Source organism: Fusobacterium massiliense (genome assembly GCF_900095705.1).
Taxonomy (GTDB): Bacteria; Fusobacteriota; Fusobacteriia; order Fusobacteriales; family Fusobacteriaceae; genus Fusobacterium; species Fusobacterium massiliense.
Window position 1 is genome coordinate 425,664 of record NZ_LT608327.1, and the last position, 18,975, is coordinate 444,638.

An 18,975-nucleotide genomic window follows, 5' to 3' on the forward strand; every position below is an offset into this window, starting at 1 on the left:
ACCTCATTTCAATTACTTTCTATTTTTTGCTTTTTCTATTAATGGTTTTTTCCCTTTTCTATTTTCTGCAAAAGCTTCAACAATTATTTCAGCTTCTTTAAATGGAACTGATATAAAAGAAAAACTTTCGTACACTTCAGCATTTTTTATATATGCTGACTTAACTTTAGATTTTTTTATTACAAAATCTACTAATTTCTTAGGTGTCATTCCATCATTTCTACCCATAGCAATAAATAATCTTGTTTTCCCTGTATCATCCATTTTAACTGGAGATATTTCAGAATAATTACTTTCATCTAAAACATCACTAAAAGTTAATTTTAAAAGAGCAGCTACTACATTTTCAGTTTCTTCCATTTTTAATAAATCTTTAGCCATTTTTTTAAATTTCTCATAGTCATTATCTATTAAAATTTGAGCAACATCATCTCTAATTTTAAACTTTTTGGCTTGAATTATATCCTTTATTTCAGGTAAACTTTCTTTTCTTATTTCTTTTTTTACAGCCTTTTGAATTTGAAGTAATCTTCTATATTCTTGAGGAGTTATAAAAGTTATTGCTGTTCCTTCTTTCCCAGCTCTACCAGTTCTTCCTATTCTGTGAACATAGCTTTCAACTTCTTGAGGTATAGCATAGTTTATAACATGACTTAAATCATTAATATCTATACCTCTTGCAGCTACATCAGTTGCAACTAATATATTTATTTTTTTAGATTTAAATCTTTTTAATGTTACTTCTCTATAATTTTGCCCAATATCACCATGTAGACCCTCAGCATCGTATCCTCTGTCATTTAATCTTCCTACAATTTCATTAACATCTGTTTTTGTTCTACAAAAAATTATTCCATAAAAATCAGTTGTCAAATCAATTATTCTACACAAAGCCTCAAATTTATCTCTTTCATTAACTTCAAAATATATTTGTTCTGTTAAATCTGTTGTAAGTTCTCTACTCTTTACAGATAAAATTTCGTATTCTTTCATATGCTCTTTTGCAATTTTCATAATTTCTGGTGGCATAGTAGCTGAGAAAAATAATACTTTTTTATCATCGTTTGTAAATGTTAATATTTTTTCAATATCTTCGATAAATCCCATATTCAACATTTCATCTGCTTCATCTAAAATAAAGTATTTTAATTCTTTTATTTTTAATAGTTTTCTTTCAATTAAATCTATAACTCTTCCTGGAGTCCCAACAACAACATCTACTCCATTTTTTATAAGTTTTCTTTGAATATCTATTGATTGTCCCCCATAAACAGGAATTACTTTCATTTTTTTACTAGCACTCAAACTATTCATTTCTTCAGCAACCTGTAGAGCTAACTCTCTTGTTGGTGTTAAAACTATAGCTTGAATATGATCCTCATGTTCAAATTTTTCTATTATTGGTAATGAAAAAGCTGCCGTTTTCCCTGTTCCTGTTTGAGCTTGTCCTATTATATCTTTATCACTATTCAATAAAGCAGGTATTGTTAATTTTTGTATAGGTGTAGGAGACTCGTATCCTTTCTTTGATAACATTTTTAATACTTTCTCACTAAGCCCTAATTCTCTAAATTCTTTTAATTTTTCTAATTTTTCTAATTGTTCCATTATTCACTTCCTTCTTATTAATTCTTTTATTATATCATACTTTTATAAAATCCTTTAATTTTTATTGTAATATTTTTCTGAATATGTAATAATGTAATAAAGATATGGAGGGATTAAATTGAATAAAAAAATTTCTGTGTTATTAATTACGATTTTGGTATCAACAAATTTGTTTTCAAATTCTACTGAAGTAACAAAAAAAGATTTAAAAATTATTGATAAAATATATTATTTAAAATCAACTAATGAAATTTTTTCAGGAAAAGTAACTGAAGGTAGAGATAGATTTTATTATCTAGATGGCAAACCTGAAGGAAAATGGTTGGAGTTTTATAAAAATGGAAATCTGAAATCAATTATTAATTGGAAAAATGGGAAACTAACTGGAAAATATATTGTTTATGATAAAAATGGTAAAAAATCTACTGAGGCTATTTATAAAGATGGTAAAGAAAATGGAAAATATTTTTTATATTACTCTAACGGCAATATAAGAACAAAAGGAGAATATGAAAATGGAAAACCTATCGGAGTTTGGGAATACTTTGATAAGGATGGAAAATTAACTGGAAAGGCTGAAACTAAATAATCCGGTTAACTATAAGGTAGGAGATGATAATATGAATAAAAAAAGCTATTTTGGAGACTTAACATTATTACTTGCAGCTTTTATTTGGGGAACTGCCTTTGTTGCTCAAATTGCAGGAATGGACAGAATTGGTCCTTTCACTTTTAACACGTCTCGTTCGGTCATTGCAATTCTATGTTTAGGACTTTATTTATGGATTAGTAAAATTAAATTTCCTGAAAATAAAGTTGAACTATTAAAGGCTGGAGTGATTTGTGGATTTTTAATTTTTGTTGGAACTTCTTTACAACAAATAGGTTTACAATACACAACTGCTGGTAAAACTGGTTTTATAACATCTTTTTATATTTTAATAATTCCTTTTTTAGGAATATTTTTAAAGCATAAGATTGATTTATCTATATGGATTAGTGTAATTATAGGATTCATCGGACTATATCTATTAGCTGTTCCTAGTTTAACTGATTTTTCTGTAAATAAAGGAGATTTTATTGTTTTCTTGGGTTCATTTTGTTGGGCTGGACATATTTTAGTAATAGACCATTATTCTAAAAAGTTCAATCCTATCTGTCTGTCATTTTTACAATTTGTTGTTTTAACAATATTATCAGCTATTTGTTCATTTGCTTTTGAAAATGAAACCCTTACTTTATATAATATAGCTGCCTCTTGGAAAGCTATTGCATATGCTGGTTTTATGTCTTCAGGAATAGCTTACACTCTTCAAATGATAGGTCAAAAATATACCAACCCTGTAGTAGCTTCTCTAATCTTAAGTTTAGAAGCTGTATTTGCTGCATTATCTGGATATCTAATTTTAGATGAAGTGATGACTAATAGAGAATTTTTAGGTTGTGTCATAGTATTTATTTCAATCATTTTTTCTCAAATACCTAAAGATATTTTTAAGAAAAAATATGTTAATTTAAAATAACTATATTTAAAAATAGTCTCCGACATCCGTATTACTCTGGAGAGCATTTCTGTGAGCTCGAAAGAGTCATACGGATGTTAGGAGACTTTTTTATTGTATAGGAAAGTATAACAAATAAATAGAGAAAATTAGTCTCCGACGTCCGTATTAGTTCGAAGAGCCTGTGTTCATTGAGCTCGTAGAACTCATACGGCTGTTAGGGGAGACTTTATTTATTTTATAAATTAAATTCAATATATTTCAATTCTATATCATAATCTTTTAATTCTGGGAACTTCTTTAACAGAACATCTCTATAAGTAATTAATTGTGTTTCATTTATTCTTCCTGTTTTATAATCTACTATATAGACTTTACCCTTTTCATTTTCTCTAGGTTCTCTTATCATCAGTCTATCTATTCTATACTCTTTTTGATTTTCTAAGTCATAAACTTCATATTCAGAATAAATATAATCCCAATCTTTAGAAAATATTTTTGTATCCGTTTTTAAATATTTATTTATATTTTCTTTTGAAAAAATTATATTCATTTTTTCTTCTCCAAAATATGATAAATATTCTTTATAGCACAAAGCCTTTGAATACTCTATTTCACTTTCTTCAGCATATTTAATATTTTCAAAAAATGAGTGTATTAAAAGACCAATCATTCTTTTTTCTTCTGTTTCTAATAGAAATTTACTCCTATTTATTTCAATTCTCTTTTCTTCTATTTTAACTTTTTCTTTAAATATATTAACCATATTTTCCAAATCTAAAATCTCATTTTTTTCTTCAACAGCTTTTAGAGAAGAAAGATTTTTTACATAAGTTTCTGAAAATTTCCCAATAAGCTCTTTTGTTTCTATTGAAGTTTCAATCTTTTCTTTAGCATTTTTTCTCTCGATTTTTATTGTAGCATCAATAATTATCATATTATTTTTTGCCCTTGTCAGAGCAACATAAAGATTATTTATTTCTTCTTCCTCATACTTCTTATTATATCTTTCTACAACATTAGGAAAACATTTTTCAACTATTTTTCTATACTTTGGCTTATAAAAAAGAGAAAAGTCTATGTCATCATATTTTGAGTTCATTTCAAATAAAAATCCTTCATTTTTTGAAAAACCATTTTTCTGACTTCCATTTATATTTATAAAAAATACTGTCTTATATTGTAACCCTTTTGATTTATGTATTGTTATAAGCTCAATTCCTTGCTTTTCTTTTTCTTCAGAAAGTGAAATTTTATTATTTTTATAATCATTTAATAAATCAATTAGTGAATTATATTTTGAACTTAACAAATAAAATTCAGAAATATTTTTTATTTCTTTTTCCTTATTAAAATAGTCTGTTATTTTAAATTTTTCTATTATTTCATAAATCAAATCTTGAATACTTAAACTTTTATAATTTTTCTTAAAATATTTAATTTTATCTAAATATTCTATTATTTTTTTATTTATTGAATTTTGAATAATTTTATTTTCATCTTCTAAAAGTATGTAAGAAATCAAAGGATTCTTATTTGTAAGTAATTTTTTTAGCTCATTAGTTCCTATTTCACTAATCTCACTCGACAAAAAATTATAAAGAGATAATTCTGTTCCACAAACTAAATAATTTATAAGTTCACAACATTCATAAATTCCCTTATATTCATCTAAATTATTACTTCCACTTCTAATATAAGGTATTTTTTCATCTTCTAAGACACTTGCTATTTCTTTTAGAGTTTCATTTTTTCTAGAAATTATTGCTACATCTTCATAAGAATTATATTTTTTTATTTCATCTATTAAAGTTTTATAGATTATTTTTTCATCGGAACCGTTACATATTATCTCAATTTTTTTTACAAATCCTTCTTTTTTTGAATTTGCTGTTATTGGTTCAAATTTCCAATCATTTTCTACTTTTTTCTTCATAAAATAATTGTTTGTATAATCAACAATATTCTTATCACTTCTATATGAAATATTTAACGATTCTGGTTCTGTTCCTAAAATATTCCCTAAATTTTCAAAAAGTCTTTTTTCTCCATCTCTCCAACCATAAATACTTTGTTTATCATCTCCAACACATATAGCCCTATTAGCTTTTTTTATAATTTCATAAAGCATTTTCCATTGTAGTACACTAGTATCTTGAAATTCATCTATAAAAACTGTATCAATTTTCATATCAAGTGCTTCATAAAATTCATCCTTTAAGCCATCATTATCAATAAAAGAATTAGTTTCATCAAATAAAGTCATATATGTGTATGTTGAGATATCATTAAAAGTAAATTTTCTATCTCTCATTTTATGATAGTCGTATATTTTATAGATATTTTTGCATAAATCTATAATTCTTTCTTCATATGGAATAACTAATTTATCAAATAATTCTTTTGCTATTCCTTCTTCTAATTTTTCTTTTAATTCTGCCATATACAATTTTTCTTGTTCTTTTCCTTTAAAGCAATATCTACCGTCATATAAATTTGCACTACCTACAATTTTTTCAAGATTTTCTATTTTAAGCAGATAATCTTCTATCTCATCATCTGATAAAGACAAAGCTCCTATTAAAGAACTACTTACAAACTTTTCTTCATACAATTTTCCCGTATTTTTCTCATCTTTTATGTAGTTTATAGCTTCATGAAATATTTTTACAATATCTGTATTGTCATTAAACTTTTCTTTAACAATATAGTTAGCATTTCTATCTAAAGAAAATAAATACTTCCATCTTTCTGATATTAATTTTTTCATAATACTTAGAAAATTATCTATATTTTTTTCAGCATTATCTTTAAAAAACTCTTTATATTCTGAAAATACTTTTTTATTTGCAAATACCTCTTCAAGAACTAATTTATAGTATTTTTCATTTTCTTCTTCATCAATCATAGAATATTGTTTTATTTTCAATATATTAGTAGCTAAATTTTTAAAGATAACATTTATAAAGGCATCGATAGTGTATATTCTTAGTTTTTCTTTATTTTTTAAAATTTCATTGTAAATTAAAGATAATTTTTTTAAAATAGCTTTATTTATTAAAAGTTTCTTAGATTTATCTAAATTTTCTAAATTTTTAATTAAACTTAAATATTCTTCCTTTTTTTTCTCATCTATTGTCATATTTGAATTTAATTCTTCTTGAACAGTTTTATTGCTATCTTTTATATAATCGTATATTTCTACAAACTTTGAAACTTTAGAAAGTACCTCTATTTTAATTTCAGAAGTGGCTTTTTTTGTAAATGTCATAACTAATATATTTTTATAGTCAGTTCCCATACAAAGTGAATAAATGTATTCTAATGATAATCTATAAGTTTTCCCTGTTCCTGCACTTGCTTTTACAACTAAATATTCTTTATTTTTCATTATTATCACCTATTTTTTCTAAAGGAATTAAATTTTTATAATTATAATATTCTTTAAAATCATAAGCATTTTTCTTCAATGCTTTTTTCTTTGGAAGTGTATAATATTCTCCTCTTATAAATTCTGTTAGTTTTTCTTTAAACTTATCAGCCTTTTCTTTTATACTTTCTTGAATATACTTAGAAAAGTCAAAATCCTTTGTTTCATCTGATTTTGTTTTATTTTTATCTTTATTTTTTGGTTGCTCATCTATCCAAAAATTATAAGAAGCACTATAGACTGGTAAAGTTTCACTTTCATAGAACATAATAGCATAATATTCAAGTTGTTTTTCGTTAACTCCTCCAGTTTTGAAGTCTATAATATACTTTGCTCTGTCAGTTTCAATTATTAAATCTGCTCTTCCAGTTAAGATAATATCTATTCCATCAACATCATAAAAAACTTTTTCTTCATTTTTCTTTAAAGATTTTTCAGTTTCTACTCTAATGATTTTTTTATCTTTTAATTCTTCGTATAAACATTTAAAAAACTTTTCTATATTTTTTGATAATCTTTCTAAAATGATATCGTATACATAAGCATTTAAAAATCTTTCTATTTTTAATTCTTCTTTTTTGATATTTCTTTTTATGTATGGTTTTATATCCTCATCTTTTATTAATAACCTTTCTCTATCATTTAAAATATCTTTCCATTTATCTTTAAAAATTTCTTCCATAGATTTATGAACTAAAATTCCTAATATTCTTGCAGATATACCATTTTCCAATTCTGCTTCATTTGAACTTTTAACACCACAGATTTTATCTAAAAAGAAAAAAGTTTCATTCTCTTCAAGTTCAATATAATCATAGGCTCCTATATATAGTTTATTATTCACAAAATCTGTTTTTTCTTTCTTGTATGGACTATACTTTATTATATTTTTCTCAATATTTTCCCTTTTATTTTTTAAATAAATTGATTTAAAAAATTTATTTAAATTTATTTTTTCCTGTTCTACATAACTATATTTATTGATAAGTTCATATATAAAAGGAGAGTAATCAATATTTTCATCTTCATTTTTTAAAGAATAAATATTCATTTCTTCTAAGTTTAATATATTTTGGAAAAACCGATATTTTTGTATTAAAATTTCTTCCTCTCTTGTTATGATAGACAATTTCTTTTTTTGACTTTCTGTAAATAAATTGATATTAGCTTTGACTTTAGGTAAAGTTTTATTATCAGCATAAATTATAGATGGAACAGAGTCAAATTTATCATTTGACAGCATTTTCAATGTATATAAATCTTTTAAAAATGGTTTATCTTCTTTTTTTTCTTCATTTGAGTATAGAGTAATATTATTCAAAGCATTAAAGAATACTGAGAATATATTTTTTCCTAAATTATCTTTAAATATTTTTCTAAAATCTTTAAAAAATTCAACACTTTCATTCGAAGATAAAAGACCCAATATTTCATAAATTTTATCGTATATAGTTTCAAATTTCCCCTCTGTAAAATATTGTATATTTTCTTCAGTATTAAAGAAATTTAAACACAAAAATTCATTAAGTTCTAAAATGTTTTTTATTGTATTTATTTTTATTAACAGTTCAAAAATTGTTTTTAACTTAAGTTTTAAATTCATATTTTCTTCAAAAAACTTAGTAAATTGACTTGTTTCAATCAATTCCAAAGAAAGATATCTATACTCATCTTTTAAAATAGTATTTAATACTCTTATATCTTCTCCATCTAAACCAAAAAATTCCATAAATGAATTTTTAAAAATATTCTCTCTTATTAAAACTATATCTAAATAATTTTTATTTTCTTCTTTTGAAGCCAAAGAAAGATTTAATAAACTTTCTATAATTGTATAGAATTTTGTGTCATTAAGAATGTATTTATTTGAATTATCAAAAATCTTATAATCGTGATTTTTATTTTTATCTACAGCGAAATAAGTCTTAGTAGTAGATGATAAGACTTGAACTTGTAAATCTAAATCATCTGTATATGATATTAAATTTAATTTTATATTTCTATTAGGCAGAGAAATTTTTTCTAGTAAAAGTTCTTTCTCATTTATATCATTTTTTTCTATTTGAAAAACGAATTCAATTTCATTTTTTTTAGCTATTTCTTTTAATATAGATTTAAAATTATGTGGGAAATCAACTATATCATAAAATATAATTTTCTTAAATTTTTTCAAATAATCAAAATTTAAATTTTCAATTCTATCTAACCAGTCTTCTAAAATATAATTATTCTCATCTAAAAAATTATCTAGTTTATTTTTTAAATTAAAAAATAAAGAAAACTTTTCTTCTTGCCATTTAGATAAAACAACTTTTTCTAGTTCCTCTTTTTTTTCTATATATTTAAAAAATTCAAAAAAATCATTAGCAAGCTCCATTGAATCAAAGTATGAGCTAATATTATATTTTTTCTTTATTTCATCATCTAATAAAGAATAAAAAACAAAATATTTTTTTATATCTTTTAAATTTTTTCTTTTTGAAATAAAGATATAATCCCAGAACTTATCAAACGAAATAATACTACTTGTTCTAATCATTTTTTTGCTGTTGATATAAGAAAAATAAAATTTTTGTACAAAATCATTTTCAACTACGATTAAATTTTCACTATTATCGTAATTAAAAATATTTGAATAAAGTTGATTTTCTTTTTCATTGTATGGCATATAATTAAACTTTATCATTTCTTCCCCCTATATAACTAATAAAATTAAACAGTTAAATATTTCCATTTACCTCTTTTAAATACATAAAGCAATGCTAAACTTCTTACAAATAAATCTATCGTCATTACAATCCAAGCTCCAGACAATCCTAGTTTTAAAACATACAAAAATAAATATGTCGTTGGTATTCTTACCAAAAATATTCCTACAAAAGTTATAAATAATACAGACTTTGTATCTCCTGCTCCTCTTAATGCCCCACTTAAAACTAATGACATAGCAGAAAATGGTTGACATATAGATACAAGTCTTAAAGCAACAATTGATAATGCAACTACATTCTCATCTTTTGAAAATAAAGAAACTAATAAATTTGGAGCCACTAAAAATATTATTCCCATAGTTGACATCACTATAACAGCTATTATCGTACATATATAACCTTTTTTTAAAGCCTGTTTGGGAGAATTTTTCCCCAGTTCTTGCCCTACTAATGCAGTAGCTGCAAAAGAAAAAGCAAATCCTAAGTTGAAAGAAAAACTTTCTCCAACTAAAGCAATCTTGTGAGCTGCATAACTCAAATTTCCTAGTGATATAACCATCATTTCAAATATAAGCATTCCAAATCTTAAGCCTAATTGTTCTATTGCTGCTGGTATAGCTACCTTTAAAATTCTTTTTGATAAATGATAATCAAATTTCATTTTCTTTATATCTAAAGATATCCACTGATTTTTATTAATAAAAATCAAATATACACTCAAAATTAAAACAGATAATCTTGCAAAAGTAGTTCCCAAGGCTGCTCCAAATACTCCCCATTTAAATATGTAAATGAATAGATAATTACATACTAAATTTACTAATAAAGCCAATGTATTCCCCATCATCGGAATTTTATTTTGTCCCAAAGCTCTAAAAGCATAAAATGTTACTATACCGACTGTTAAAAATGGAAAACTTAAAGCAGTAATATTTTGATATATTATAGCTTCTTTCAAATTCATATCTTTAGTGTTTCCTATTAAATTTATTATCTGTTCTGAGAAAAGTAAAAATAAAAGCATCAAAAATATTCCTAAAGGCAATGCAATATAAAAACTTTGTGCAAAAGCCTTTTTTCCTTCTTCTTGATTTTTCGCTCCATATGCTCTGCTTAAAAGAGCTGCTGTCCCAGTTGTAACTGATATTAAAGCTGGTATTAAAGCATACATAGCAGCTGAACCAACTCCGACAGAACTTATAGCAGTGGCTCCCAAACTTCCAACCATTATCATATCTGTTGTAGCTATTAATGTCTGTGCCAATAAATCTAATACAGATGGAATTGCAATTTTAAATATTTTTTTTATAACTTCATTATTATTTTTTATTAATTCTTTTATCATAAATTATACCTTTTTTCCTTTAAATATTAGTATTTTATTATATCATAAAAGAAATAAAATTTATACTTTCCTTACAAATAAAAAAAGCCAATTATAGATTTTTAATAGAATCCTATAATTGACTTTCTTAATATTATATTTCTAATATAATTAAATACTATATTTCGAATTTTAAATTTGAAACAAAGGAAAAAAACTACTATTTATTTTGTAATTGTTCTCCAGTATAAATCCAATCAAATTCAACATTTTGAGTTTTGAAAAATTCTTCTGCTGCTTCTTTTCCATTATCTCTAGCTGCTGGTACTCCAGTTTCTGAGTCCACATGTAATAAGTAATCAGTAGGTGCTTTAATTTCAAGTTGTAATTTATATTTTCCAACTGGGATTAATCCTTTTTTAACATTGATTCCATAGTGTGCTCCATCATCAGCATTCATTGGCATAAAAGTTCCTGAAGTTATTTCAGTTTTTCCATCTTCAGATAATACTTTATAATTTACTGTTAAATAAGCTGGCCATATATCTTGTCCTTCTCCAAATCCATATTTAACTGCAGCTTCTGGTAATAAGTGAATATCTGCTTCTAAGTGCATATCAGATTCAGCTGCTGAAGGTTGTTTTCCTTCAGGTATCATATCAACTGCTTGGAAATATACAGCTGCTACTTGATAAGGTCCAACTACTTTTTCTTCACCAATAGGTGTTTCAGCAAATCCAGATTCTCCTGGTTTTTCAGCAGGTGCTGCTTGAGCTTCAGCTGCTGGTTGTTCTGCAGGTGCTGCTGCCTCTTCTTTCTTTTCTCCACATGCAACAAGCCCCAATGCAAGCAATGCTGCTAATAAAAATTTTAAATTTTTCATAAAAAATACCTCCCTAAATTTATAATAAAATATAAAAAACTTTGTAAACTAGTTATTTTCTGCTTCTTTTTTAGCTTTTTTTTCTTTTAACGAATTATTTAGCAACATCCAGCAAGAAGCAATTACCAACATAATTTGTGGTATTAATGTTTCAGCTCTATCATATATATTAAGCCATGTATTTTGATATCCATTCATTGCTGGTATAGTTGTACTTCCTGATATAACTCCTGCTTCAGTAAGTTCAACAACACCTTTTCCCATAAACGAAATACATAACAAGAATAATAAGATACTTGTAAATTTAAAAAATGGTTTTAATGGTAATCTAACTGTAGTATATCTAAATATAACATAAATTGCTATCAAAACTACAGTTCCTACTAAAAATCCATAAAAAGCAAACATCTTATTAGTTTGACCTCCAGTTAACATAGCTTTATAGAACAGTACTAATTCTGCCCCTTCTCTTAAAACAGCTAAAAAAGCCGAAAAAATTAAAGCTCTCCCACTGTTTTGGTCTATTGATTTTTGAACTTGAGATTTTATATATCTTGACCATGCTTCTTCTTCAGAACGAGATAAAATCCAGTTACTTACCCAGAATAAGACAGCAACAGCTAGAAACATTGTTATCCCTTCCATCATTTCTTGTCCTACTCCACCAAGTAGAATATCTATTAAAAATGCTAATATGAATGAACCTATAACTCCTGCTCCCATTCCATAATACACTTGTTTGCACAACTTTTCATTTCCTGTTTTTACTAAGTACGCAATAATAGCAACTACTACTAATATAGCTTCTAATCCTTCTCTCAAAAGTAGACCAAAAGAAGCTCCAAAAGATTTTAGTTTTATTGTTGTTTCATCTCCAGTTACCACAGAGCCACCTTTAAATAATATTTCTCCAACTGAATCTGGAGAATCTTTTGCTACAGCTCCGTCCAACACCATAGCATCTCTATAAACTTTAACAGCTAATAAATCAATTTCATCATCAAGTTCTTTGACATTTCCTTGAAGATTTCCTTTTAGTACATGCTTAATTCTACGAAATGTAGCTTCAATTTCATTAACTCTTTTTGCTGCTATATTTACCATAACATTTTTCTCGAAACCTTGTACTTCATAATAACCAAAATAAGCTCTGTTCATTGCATCATATGCTTCATCATTATTCCCAGTTTCAATTGCTTTTTTAGCAGCTTGAAATTCAACATTCATATCTTTGGCTACATCTTGCCAAGTATCATATTTTTTCTTTTGAGCTGCTTCAACATTAAGCGATGAAAATGAAACTAATAAAGAAAATATAATCCCGAAAACAAATGACATTTTTAAAAATTTCTTCACATTTACTCACCTCTAATAAAGTATTTATTACTTATGCATTCATTTCTTACTATGATATATCAATTAGTTTAAACTGTCAATATGTTTTATATACAAAATATTTATTTTTGTATTAAAATATGTTAAAATAAGTTTAAATTAATATCTATTAAGAGGTGAAAAATGAAAAAAATAAATTTTTATATTCTAATTATAATTTCATTATTTTTCTTATCATGTTCAAAAAAAAATGATGAAAATTCAAATTTAGAAAACAAACAAATTCTCTACACAGTTATGCCTAAAAATGATTATACTTTACAGATAAATAATTACTCTTCTAATGAAAGAGCACTAATATCTCAACTTTGGGAAGGTTTAACTGAATTAAAAAATAATGGCATTAGAATGGTTAGTGTAAATAAAATAGAGCATTCTCCTGATTTCAAAGAATGGACTTTTTATCTAAGAGATGATTTGAAATGGTCTAACGGAGAAAAAATTTCAGCAGATACTTTTGCTAAAAGTTGGATAGATACCTTAACAAAAGAAAATAGTTCTGATGAAATTTACAGAATGTTTGTTATAAAAGGTGCTGAAGATTTTCATAATAAAAATACCAATATTTCTACTCTTGGGATAAAAGCAGATGGAAATATTTTAAAAGTTATCTTAAATAAAAGTGTTGATAATTTTGATGAATGGGTAAGTAATCCTATATTTTATCCTATCTATGATAGAAACAAAAATTTACTTCCAACTGAACTTGTTGTAAACGGTCCTTTTAAGATAAAAGATTTTTCTAACGAACAAATTATTTTAGAGAAAAACAATCAATACTGGGATAATGTAAACACCAGATTAAAAGAAATTGTAATAAATTTAGTTGAAGACGAAATAATGGCATATGAAATGTTTTCACGTAATGAAATTGATTTTTTTGGAGCTCCTTTTTACAGTATCCCTTTTGATAGATTAAATCAAGTTAATTCTCTTCCGGAAAAAATTGTTGTTCCTATTATGAGATATCTATACATTAGTATGCCAAATATAAAAAATGAGAAAATCTTTAGTAAGAAAGAAATTAGAAAACTTATGTATGATGTTACTGACCCTGAATTTATAGGGGACTCTATTTTAAAAAATAATTCTCCTGCTATTTTTGAGCATCCTCATCCTAGTTCTTCAGTTTTAAGTGATGCAAAGGAAAAATTTGAAAAAATTAAAAATATAAACAATTTTAAAATAGAAGATCTAGTGTTTGTTGCTCATTTTAATGAAAATAATAAAATAGAAAAAAGAATACTTTTATCTACTGTAAAAGAATGGATTAGTTCTTTTAAATTTCCTATAAAAGTTACATCTAATGCAAAAAATGATGAAATTACTTTTGATATAAAGGATTACCTTGTTGGAACAAATAAGAAGGAAGATTTTTATTATTATTTAAATAAAAAATTTAATTTAAGAATTGAAAATGAAAATGATTTTTTAAATGATTTACCGGTTATACCCATTTTACAAAAAAATGAAACAATATTATTACACTCAAATGTTAGAGGATTACTCGTAAGTCCTAATGGAGATATTTATTTTAAATATATAAATATTGATTGAAATAAACAAAGTCTCTGACGTCCGTATTAGTTCGAAGAGCCTGTGTTCATTGAGCTCGTAGAACTCATACGGCTGTCAAGAGACTAATTTTAATATTTAAATTTATACTTTCTTATACAATAAAAATAGCTCTAATATTCGTATTAATTTAGAGCTTTTATTAAGCTTTTGAAATTAATACTGGTATTAGGGCTTTACTTTATTTATATAATTTTATTTTTCAAGTTTATTTTCTTTTTTATAATAACAAACATATAATGATAAACCAATAAATAACCCTCCAACTATATTTCCAAGAGTTACATAAAATAAATTATAAAAAATACCTGCATATGTTATTGTAGGATTAAACATTTTAGCTACATTTAAATAGAACATATTTGCAACCGAGTGATCATAACCAATTAAAACAAAAAGCATAATTGGTAACCATGCACCTACTAATTTCCCAATAGTATCTCTTGACATATAAGCTAAAATTACTGCCGAACAAACTAAAACATTGCATAGTATTCCTTTTAAGAAAAGAACATAAGCTGATGCTTCTATTTTACCATGAGCCATAGCATCTACAAAAGCTTGTGAATCTGGGTTGAATGCTCCTGTTTTTGCTGTTATATAAGCAATTATGACACTACCAACATAGTTAAAAATATAGACAATTACCCAATTACGAAGTAATGATTTTAGGTTGATATTTTTATTTACAAAACCTACCCCCATCAACACATTTCCTGTAAATAATTCTGTTCCTAAAGTTACAACTAAAATAAGTCCTACAGGGAACACCGATGCTCCTAGAACTTTTGCAGCTCCTGGGTCACTTTTCAATAAAGTGGAACTTGATACTATGTTTGCAACTCCTCCTAATGCTATAAGTGCTCCAGCAAATAATCCTAAAATTGCTAGTTTAAAGCACTCTTTTTTTCCCTTTTCTTCAGCTACCGTCAGTAAAAAATCTACTAACTCACTTGGTGTTTTGTGATGTACACTCATTTTTTCCCTCTCTTTCAAAATTTTATATTGATTATTATACTAAATTTTTTTTATTTTGAAAAACACTTTTTTTATTTTACTAGAAAAAATAAATTTAAAAATTAAATTCCAGAAAAAAGTACATATTAATCTAAATAGTCTATTTTTTAACTCATCTAACTCAGATATTTTAAATAAAATTATTGAAGGCATTTGAAACAATATTCTTTTAATTTTTATTTGTTAAGCAAATAAAAAAATATTTAAAGTTTATTTTTCTATTTTTTATTTTATTTTTTAATTCAAAATTTCTTTTACTTTTATTAAAAATATGCTATACTTATAAAACAATCAAATTCGTGAACATCGAAAAATTTAACTTACAAAAGAAAGAGGTGATAAAAATTAATACACATATTGTTAAACCACTTAGCTCAAAAAAAGAAAATCTATTTCTTATTTTGACTTTTTTTATTCTACTTTTAATTGCTGGTATTTCTTTGAAATTAACACATAAAGATGAATTTAAAATTGATTTGAAAGAAGGAGAAATAATTTCTTTTGATACTTTAAACAGTATTGAATTAGGTCTTTATTCTGATATTAAAAACTCTTTAACTGATATGTCACAGTTAAAAGAAGAAAGTGGAGAACTTCCAACTTTAAAAACTTTAATAGAAGAAGAAATTCCACCTTATTACAAAGATCTCACTTGGGAACAAAGAGGAGCTGTAGAGTGGAAAGAATTAAAGCACGACGGAGAAACTTTTTTACTTGGAGTAGGTAGTAATAAAGTGGGAATTTTCATAATTAAGTTAAATGAAAATCCTGAAAACAGTGATGTTTTTTACCTTCATGAAAAAGTTAGTCTTGAGAAATTAGAAACAAATTTTGAAAAATATGAAAGTCTTGCAAAAAAGGTTATTCCTTATACAGGAGGAGATGAAAGACAAAAGTTTGTTGGTAAAGAATAGTATGAAAATGATATTAGGAGGTTAAAATGAAAAAAATATTAATTTCTTTTCTATTCATATTATTTAGTAGTTTTTCCTATTCACAAGAAAAATTAAAAATTGGAATTACTTTATTGCCCTATTATAGTTTTGTTAAAAATATAGTAAAAGATAGAGCTGAAGTTATTCCAGTTGTAAAAGCAGAATCTTTTGATTCTCACACATATCAACCTAAAGTAGAAGATATTCAAAGAGCATCTACTTTAGATGTTATTGTTGTAAATGGCATAGGTCATGATGAATTTATATTTAAGATTTTGAATGCCATTGATACAAAAAGAAAAATAGTTGTTATAAATGCTAATAAAGATGTAGCTCTTATGCCAATTGCAGGAACATTGAACGATGAAAAGATTATGGATTCTCATACTTTTATCTCAATTACCGCTTCTATTCAGCAAATACATAACATTACAAGAGAGTTGATGAGATTAGATCCTAAAAATAAAGATTTCTATCAAAAAAACTCAAGAGATTATGTTAAAAAATTAAGAAAACTAAAAACAGATGCTTTAAAAGAAGTCCAAAATATAAATGGAGAAGAAGTTAGAATTGCAACTTTTTTAGGTGGATATAACTATTTGTTATCTGAATTTGGTATTGATGTTAAAGCTGTTATAGAGCCAACTCATGGTTCTCAAGTAAACATGGCAGCTCTACAAAAGATGATTGAAAAAATTAAAAAAGATAAAATTGATATCATTTTTGGAGAAAAAACTTATAGTGATGAATATACTAAAATTTTACATAATGAAACAGGAATTGAAGTTAGAAAATTAGAACATCTAACAACAGGTAAGTATACTGCTGACAGCTTTGAAAAATTTATAAAAATCGATTTAGATGAAGTTGTTAAAGCTATAAGAGATATACAGAATAAAAAAAGTAAAAATTTTAATTAAATTAATAATAATTACAAGTAGTATTTTCTACTTATAAAACAAAATGAAAAACAAAATTAGGAGGATAAAATGTTTAAAAAAATAATGGCATTTCTTATGATTTTATTTAGTTTTACTTCTTTTGCAAAAGATAAATTAAAAATAGGTGTTACTTTACAACCTTATTATAGTTTTGTTGAAAATGTTGTAAAAGATAAAGCTGAAGTTATCCCAGTAGTAAGATTAGATTTATATGATTCTCACAGTTATCAACCAAAACCTGAAGATATTAAAAGAATTAATAATCTAGATGTATTAGTTGTAAATGGTATAGGACATGATGAATTTATTTTTGATATTTTAAATGCTGCTGATAGAAAAAAAGATATTAAAGTTTTATATGCAAATAAGAATGTTTCTCTTATGCCAATCGCTGGTTCTATAAGAGGAGAAAAAGTTATGAACCCTCATACTTTTATTTCTGTAACTACTTCTATTCAACAAGTATATAACATTGCAAAGGAATTGGGTAATATCGATTCTGCTAATAAAGATTTTTATTTAAAAAATGCAAGAGATTATGCTAAAAAGTTAAGAAAATTAAAATCTGATGCCCTAAATGAAATTAAAAATTTAGGAAATGTTGATATAAGAGTTGCAACTTTACATGGTGGATATGACTACTTATTATCTGAATTCGGTATCGACGTTAAAGCTGTTATAGAACCATCACATGGTGCTCAACCAAGTGCTGCAGATTTAGAAAAAATAATTAAAATTATAAAAAAAGAAAAAATTGATATTATATTTGGAGAAAAGAACTTTAACAATAAATTTGTTGAAACTATTCATAAAGAAACTGGTGTTGAAGTAAGATCTTTATCTCATATGACAAATGGCCCTTACGAAGCAAATGGCTTTGAAAAATTTATAAAAATAGACTTAGACGAAGTTGTTAAAGCTATAAAAGATGTTGCTAAAAAAAGAGGAAATAAATAATGAATGGAATTGAAATACAAATAAAAGATTTAAATCTTATTTTATCGGGAAGTGAAATTTTAAGAAATATTAATTTAACTGTAAAATCTGGTGAAATCCATTGTTTGGTTGGTCCTAACGGTGGAGGAAAGACTTCTTTTTTAAGATGTGTTTTAGGACAAATGCCTTTTTCAGGATCTATTAAAATGAATTATGAGGAAGATAAAATTATTGGTTATGTCCCTCAAGTTTTAGACTTTGAAAGAACTTTACCTATTACAGTTGAAGACTTTATGGCAATGACATATCAAACAAGACCTTGTTTTATGGGAATTTCAAAAAAATATAAAGATGAAGTTGATAATTTGCTAAGAAAGTTAAACGTGTTTGAAAAAAAGAAGAGATTACTAGGAAATCTATCTGGGGGTGAAAGACAAAGAGTGTTATTAGCTCAAGCTCTTTTCCCAAAACCTAATCTTTTAATATTAGATGAACCTCTAACTGGAATAGATAAAATCGGTGAGGACTATTTTAAAAATATTATAAAAGAATTAAAAGAAGAAGGAATCACAATTCTTTGGATACATCACAATCTGGCACAAGTTAGAGAACTTGCCGATACTGTAACTTGTATAAAAAAAGAAGTTATTTTTAGTGGAGATCCAAAAGAAGAGTTAAAAGAAGATAAAATAATGAGAATTTTTGAATAGGAGAAATT

At 25.4% G+C, this 18,975-nt stretch carries 14 protein-coding genes; 7 read left to right on the forward strand and 7 right to left on the reverse strand.

Annotated features, from left to right (window positions below; translation table 11 throughout):
* Positions 1–12 precede the first annotated feature (12 nt).
* Positions 13–1,608 (reverse strand): DEAD/DEAH box helicase, encoded by a 1,596-nt coding sequence (locus tag BQ2505_RS06400; RefSeq protein WP_074016939.1) that lies wholly within the window; start codon positions 1,606–1,608, stop codon positions 13–15.
* 118 nt (positions 1,609–1,726) lie between these two features.
* On the opposite strand from BQ2505_RS06400, the gene BQ2505_RS06405 reads away from it, so the two are divergent.
* Together BQ2505_RS06405 and BQ2505_RS06410 are read left to right on the forward strand one after the other, a co-directional pair.
* Entirely contained in the window at positions 1,727–2,197 is a 471-nt protein-coding gene (locus BQ2505_RS06405; protein WP_074016940.1) for a toxin-antitoxin system YwqK family antitoxin, read from the forward strand.
* 31 nt (positions 2,198–2,228) lie between these two features.
* A complete protein-coding gene (locus tag BQ2505_RS06410; protein ID WP_074016941.1) occupies positions 2,229–3,131 on the forward strand; it encodes a DMT family transporter in 903 nt (300 codons plus the stop codon).
* Positions 3,132–3,348: 217 nt separating this feature from the next.
* On the opposite strand, the gene BQ2505_RS06415 is transcribed toward BQ2505_RS06410, so the two are convergent.
* From BQ2505_RS06415 to BQ2505_RS06435, 5 genes are all read right to left on the reverse strand, one after another.
* Entirely contained in the window at positions 3,349–6,501 is a 3,153-nt protein-coding gene (locus BQ2505_RS06415; RefSeq protein ID WP_074016942.1) for a UvrD-helicase domain-containing protein, read from the reverse strand.
* Positions 6,491–9,226 (reverse strand): PD-(D/E)XK nuclease family protein, encoded by a 2,736-nt coding sequence (locus BQ2505_RS06420; protein WP_074016943.1) that lies wholly within the window; start codon positions 9,224–9,226, stop codon positions 6,491–6,493. Before BQ2505_RS06420 ends, BQ2505_RS06415 begins: the two co-directional genes overlap by 11 nt.
* Before the next feature lie 26 nt (positions 9,227–9,252).
* A complete protein-coding gene (locus tag BQ2505_RS06425; RefSeq protein WP_074016944.1) occupies positions 9,253–10,596 on the reverse strand; it encodes an MATE family efflux transporter in 1,344 nt (447 codons plus the stop codon).
* A 199-nt stretch (positions 10,597–10,795) separates the two neighbouring features.
* A complete protein-coding gene (locus BQ2505_RS06430) occupies positions 10,796–11,458 on the reverse strand; it encodes an iron transporter (protein WP_074016945.1) in 663 nt (220 codons plus the stop codon).
* A gap of 48 nt (positions 11,459–11,506) precedes the next feature.
* The gene (locus BQ2505_RS06435) at positions 11,507–12,796 is read right to left on the reverse strand and encodes an FTR1 family iron permease (RefSeq protein WP_143403595.1); all 1,290 of its coding nucleotides are present in this window, start codon (positions 12,794–12,796) and stop codon (positions 11,507–11,509) included.
* 180 nt (positions 12,797–12,976) lie between these two features.
* On the opposite strand from BQ2505_RS06435, the gene BQ2505_RS06440 reads away from it, so the two are divergent.
* Complete coding sequence (locus BQ2505_RS06440; protein ID WP_074016947.1) at positions 12,977–14,410, forward strand: ABC transporter substrate-binding protein; 1,434 nt, start codon at positions 12,977–12,979, stop codon at positions 14,408–14,410.
* A 213-nt stretch (positions 14,411–14,623) separates the two neighbouring features.
* Here BQ2505_RS06440 and BQ2505_RS06445 read toward each other — a convergent pair whose 3' ends face one another.
* Positions 14,624–15,406: a formate/nitrite transporter family protein gene (locus BQ2505_RS06445; protein WP_074016948.1), complete on the reverse strand. Its 783-nt coding sequence runs from the start codon at positions 15,404–15,406 to the stop codon at positions 14,624–14,626.
* A 374-nt stretch (positions 15,407–15,780) separates the two neighbouring features.
* On the opposite strand from BQ2505_RS06445, the gene BQ2505_RS06450 reads away from it, so the two are divergent.
* The 4 genes from BQ2505_RS06450 to BQ2505_RS06465 all read left to right on the forward strand — a co-directional run bounded on the left by BQ2505_RS06450 (position 15,781) and on the right by BQ2505_RS06465 (position 18,967).
* Complete coding sequence (locus BQ2505_RS06450; protein WP_074016949.1) at positions 15,781–16,359, forward strand: DUF6162 family protein; 579 nt, start codon at positions 15,781–15,783, stop codon at positions 16,357–16,359.
* A 26-nt stretch (positions 16,360–16,385) separates the two neighbouring features.
* The gene (locus BQ2505_RS06455) at positions 16,386–17,300 is read left to right on the forward strand and encodes a metal ABC transporter solute-binding protein, Zn/Mn family (RefSeq protein ID WP_074016950.1); all 915 of its coding nucleotides are present in this window, start codon (positions 16,386–16,388) and stop codon (positions 17,298–17,300) included.
* A gap of 69 nt (positions 17,301–17,369) precedes the next feature.
* Positions 17,370–18,278 (forward strand): metal ABC transporter solute-binding protein, Zn/Mn family, encoded by a 909-nt coding sequence (locus BQ2505_RS06460; protein ID WP_074016951.1) that lies wholly within the window; start codon positions 17,370–17,372, stop codon positions 18,276–18,278.
* Positions 18,278–18,967 carry a metal ABC transporter ATP-binding protein gene (locus BQ2505_RS06465; RefSeq protein WP_074016952.1) on the forward strand — a complete coding sequence of 230 codons (690 nt, stop codon included), beginning with the start codon at positions 18,278–18,280 and terminating at the stop codon, positions 18,965–18,967. The genes BQ2505_RS06460 and BQ2505_RS06465 overlap by 1 nt, the downstream gene beginning before the upstream one ends.
* Positions 18,968–18,975 lie beyond the last annotated feature (8 nt).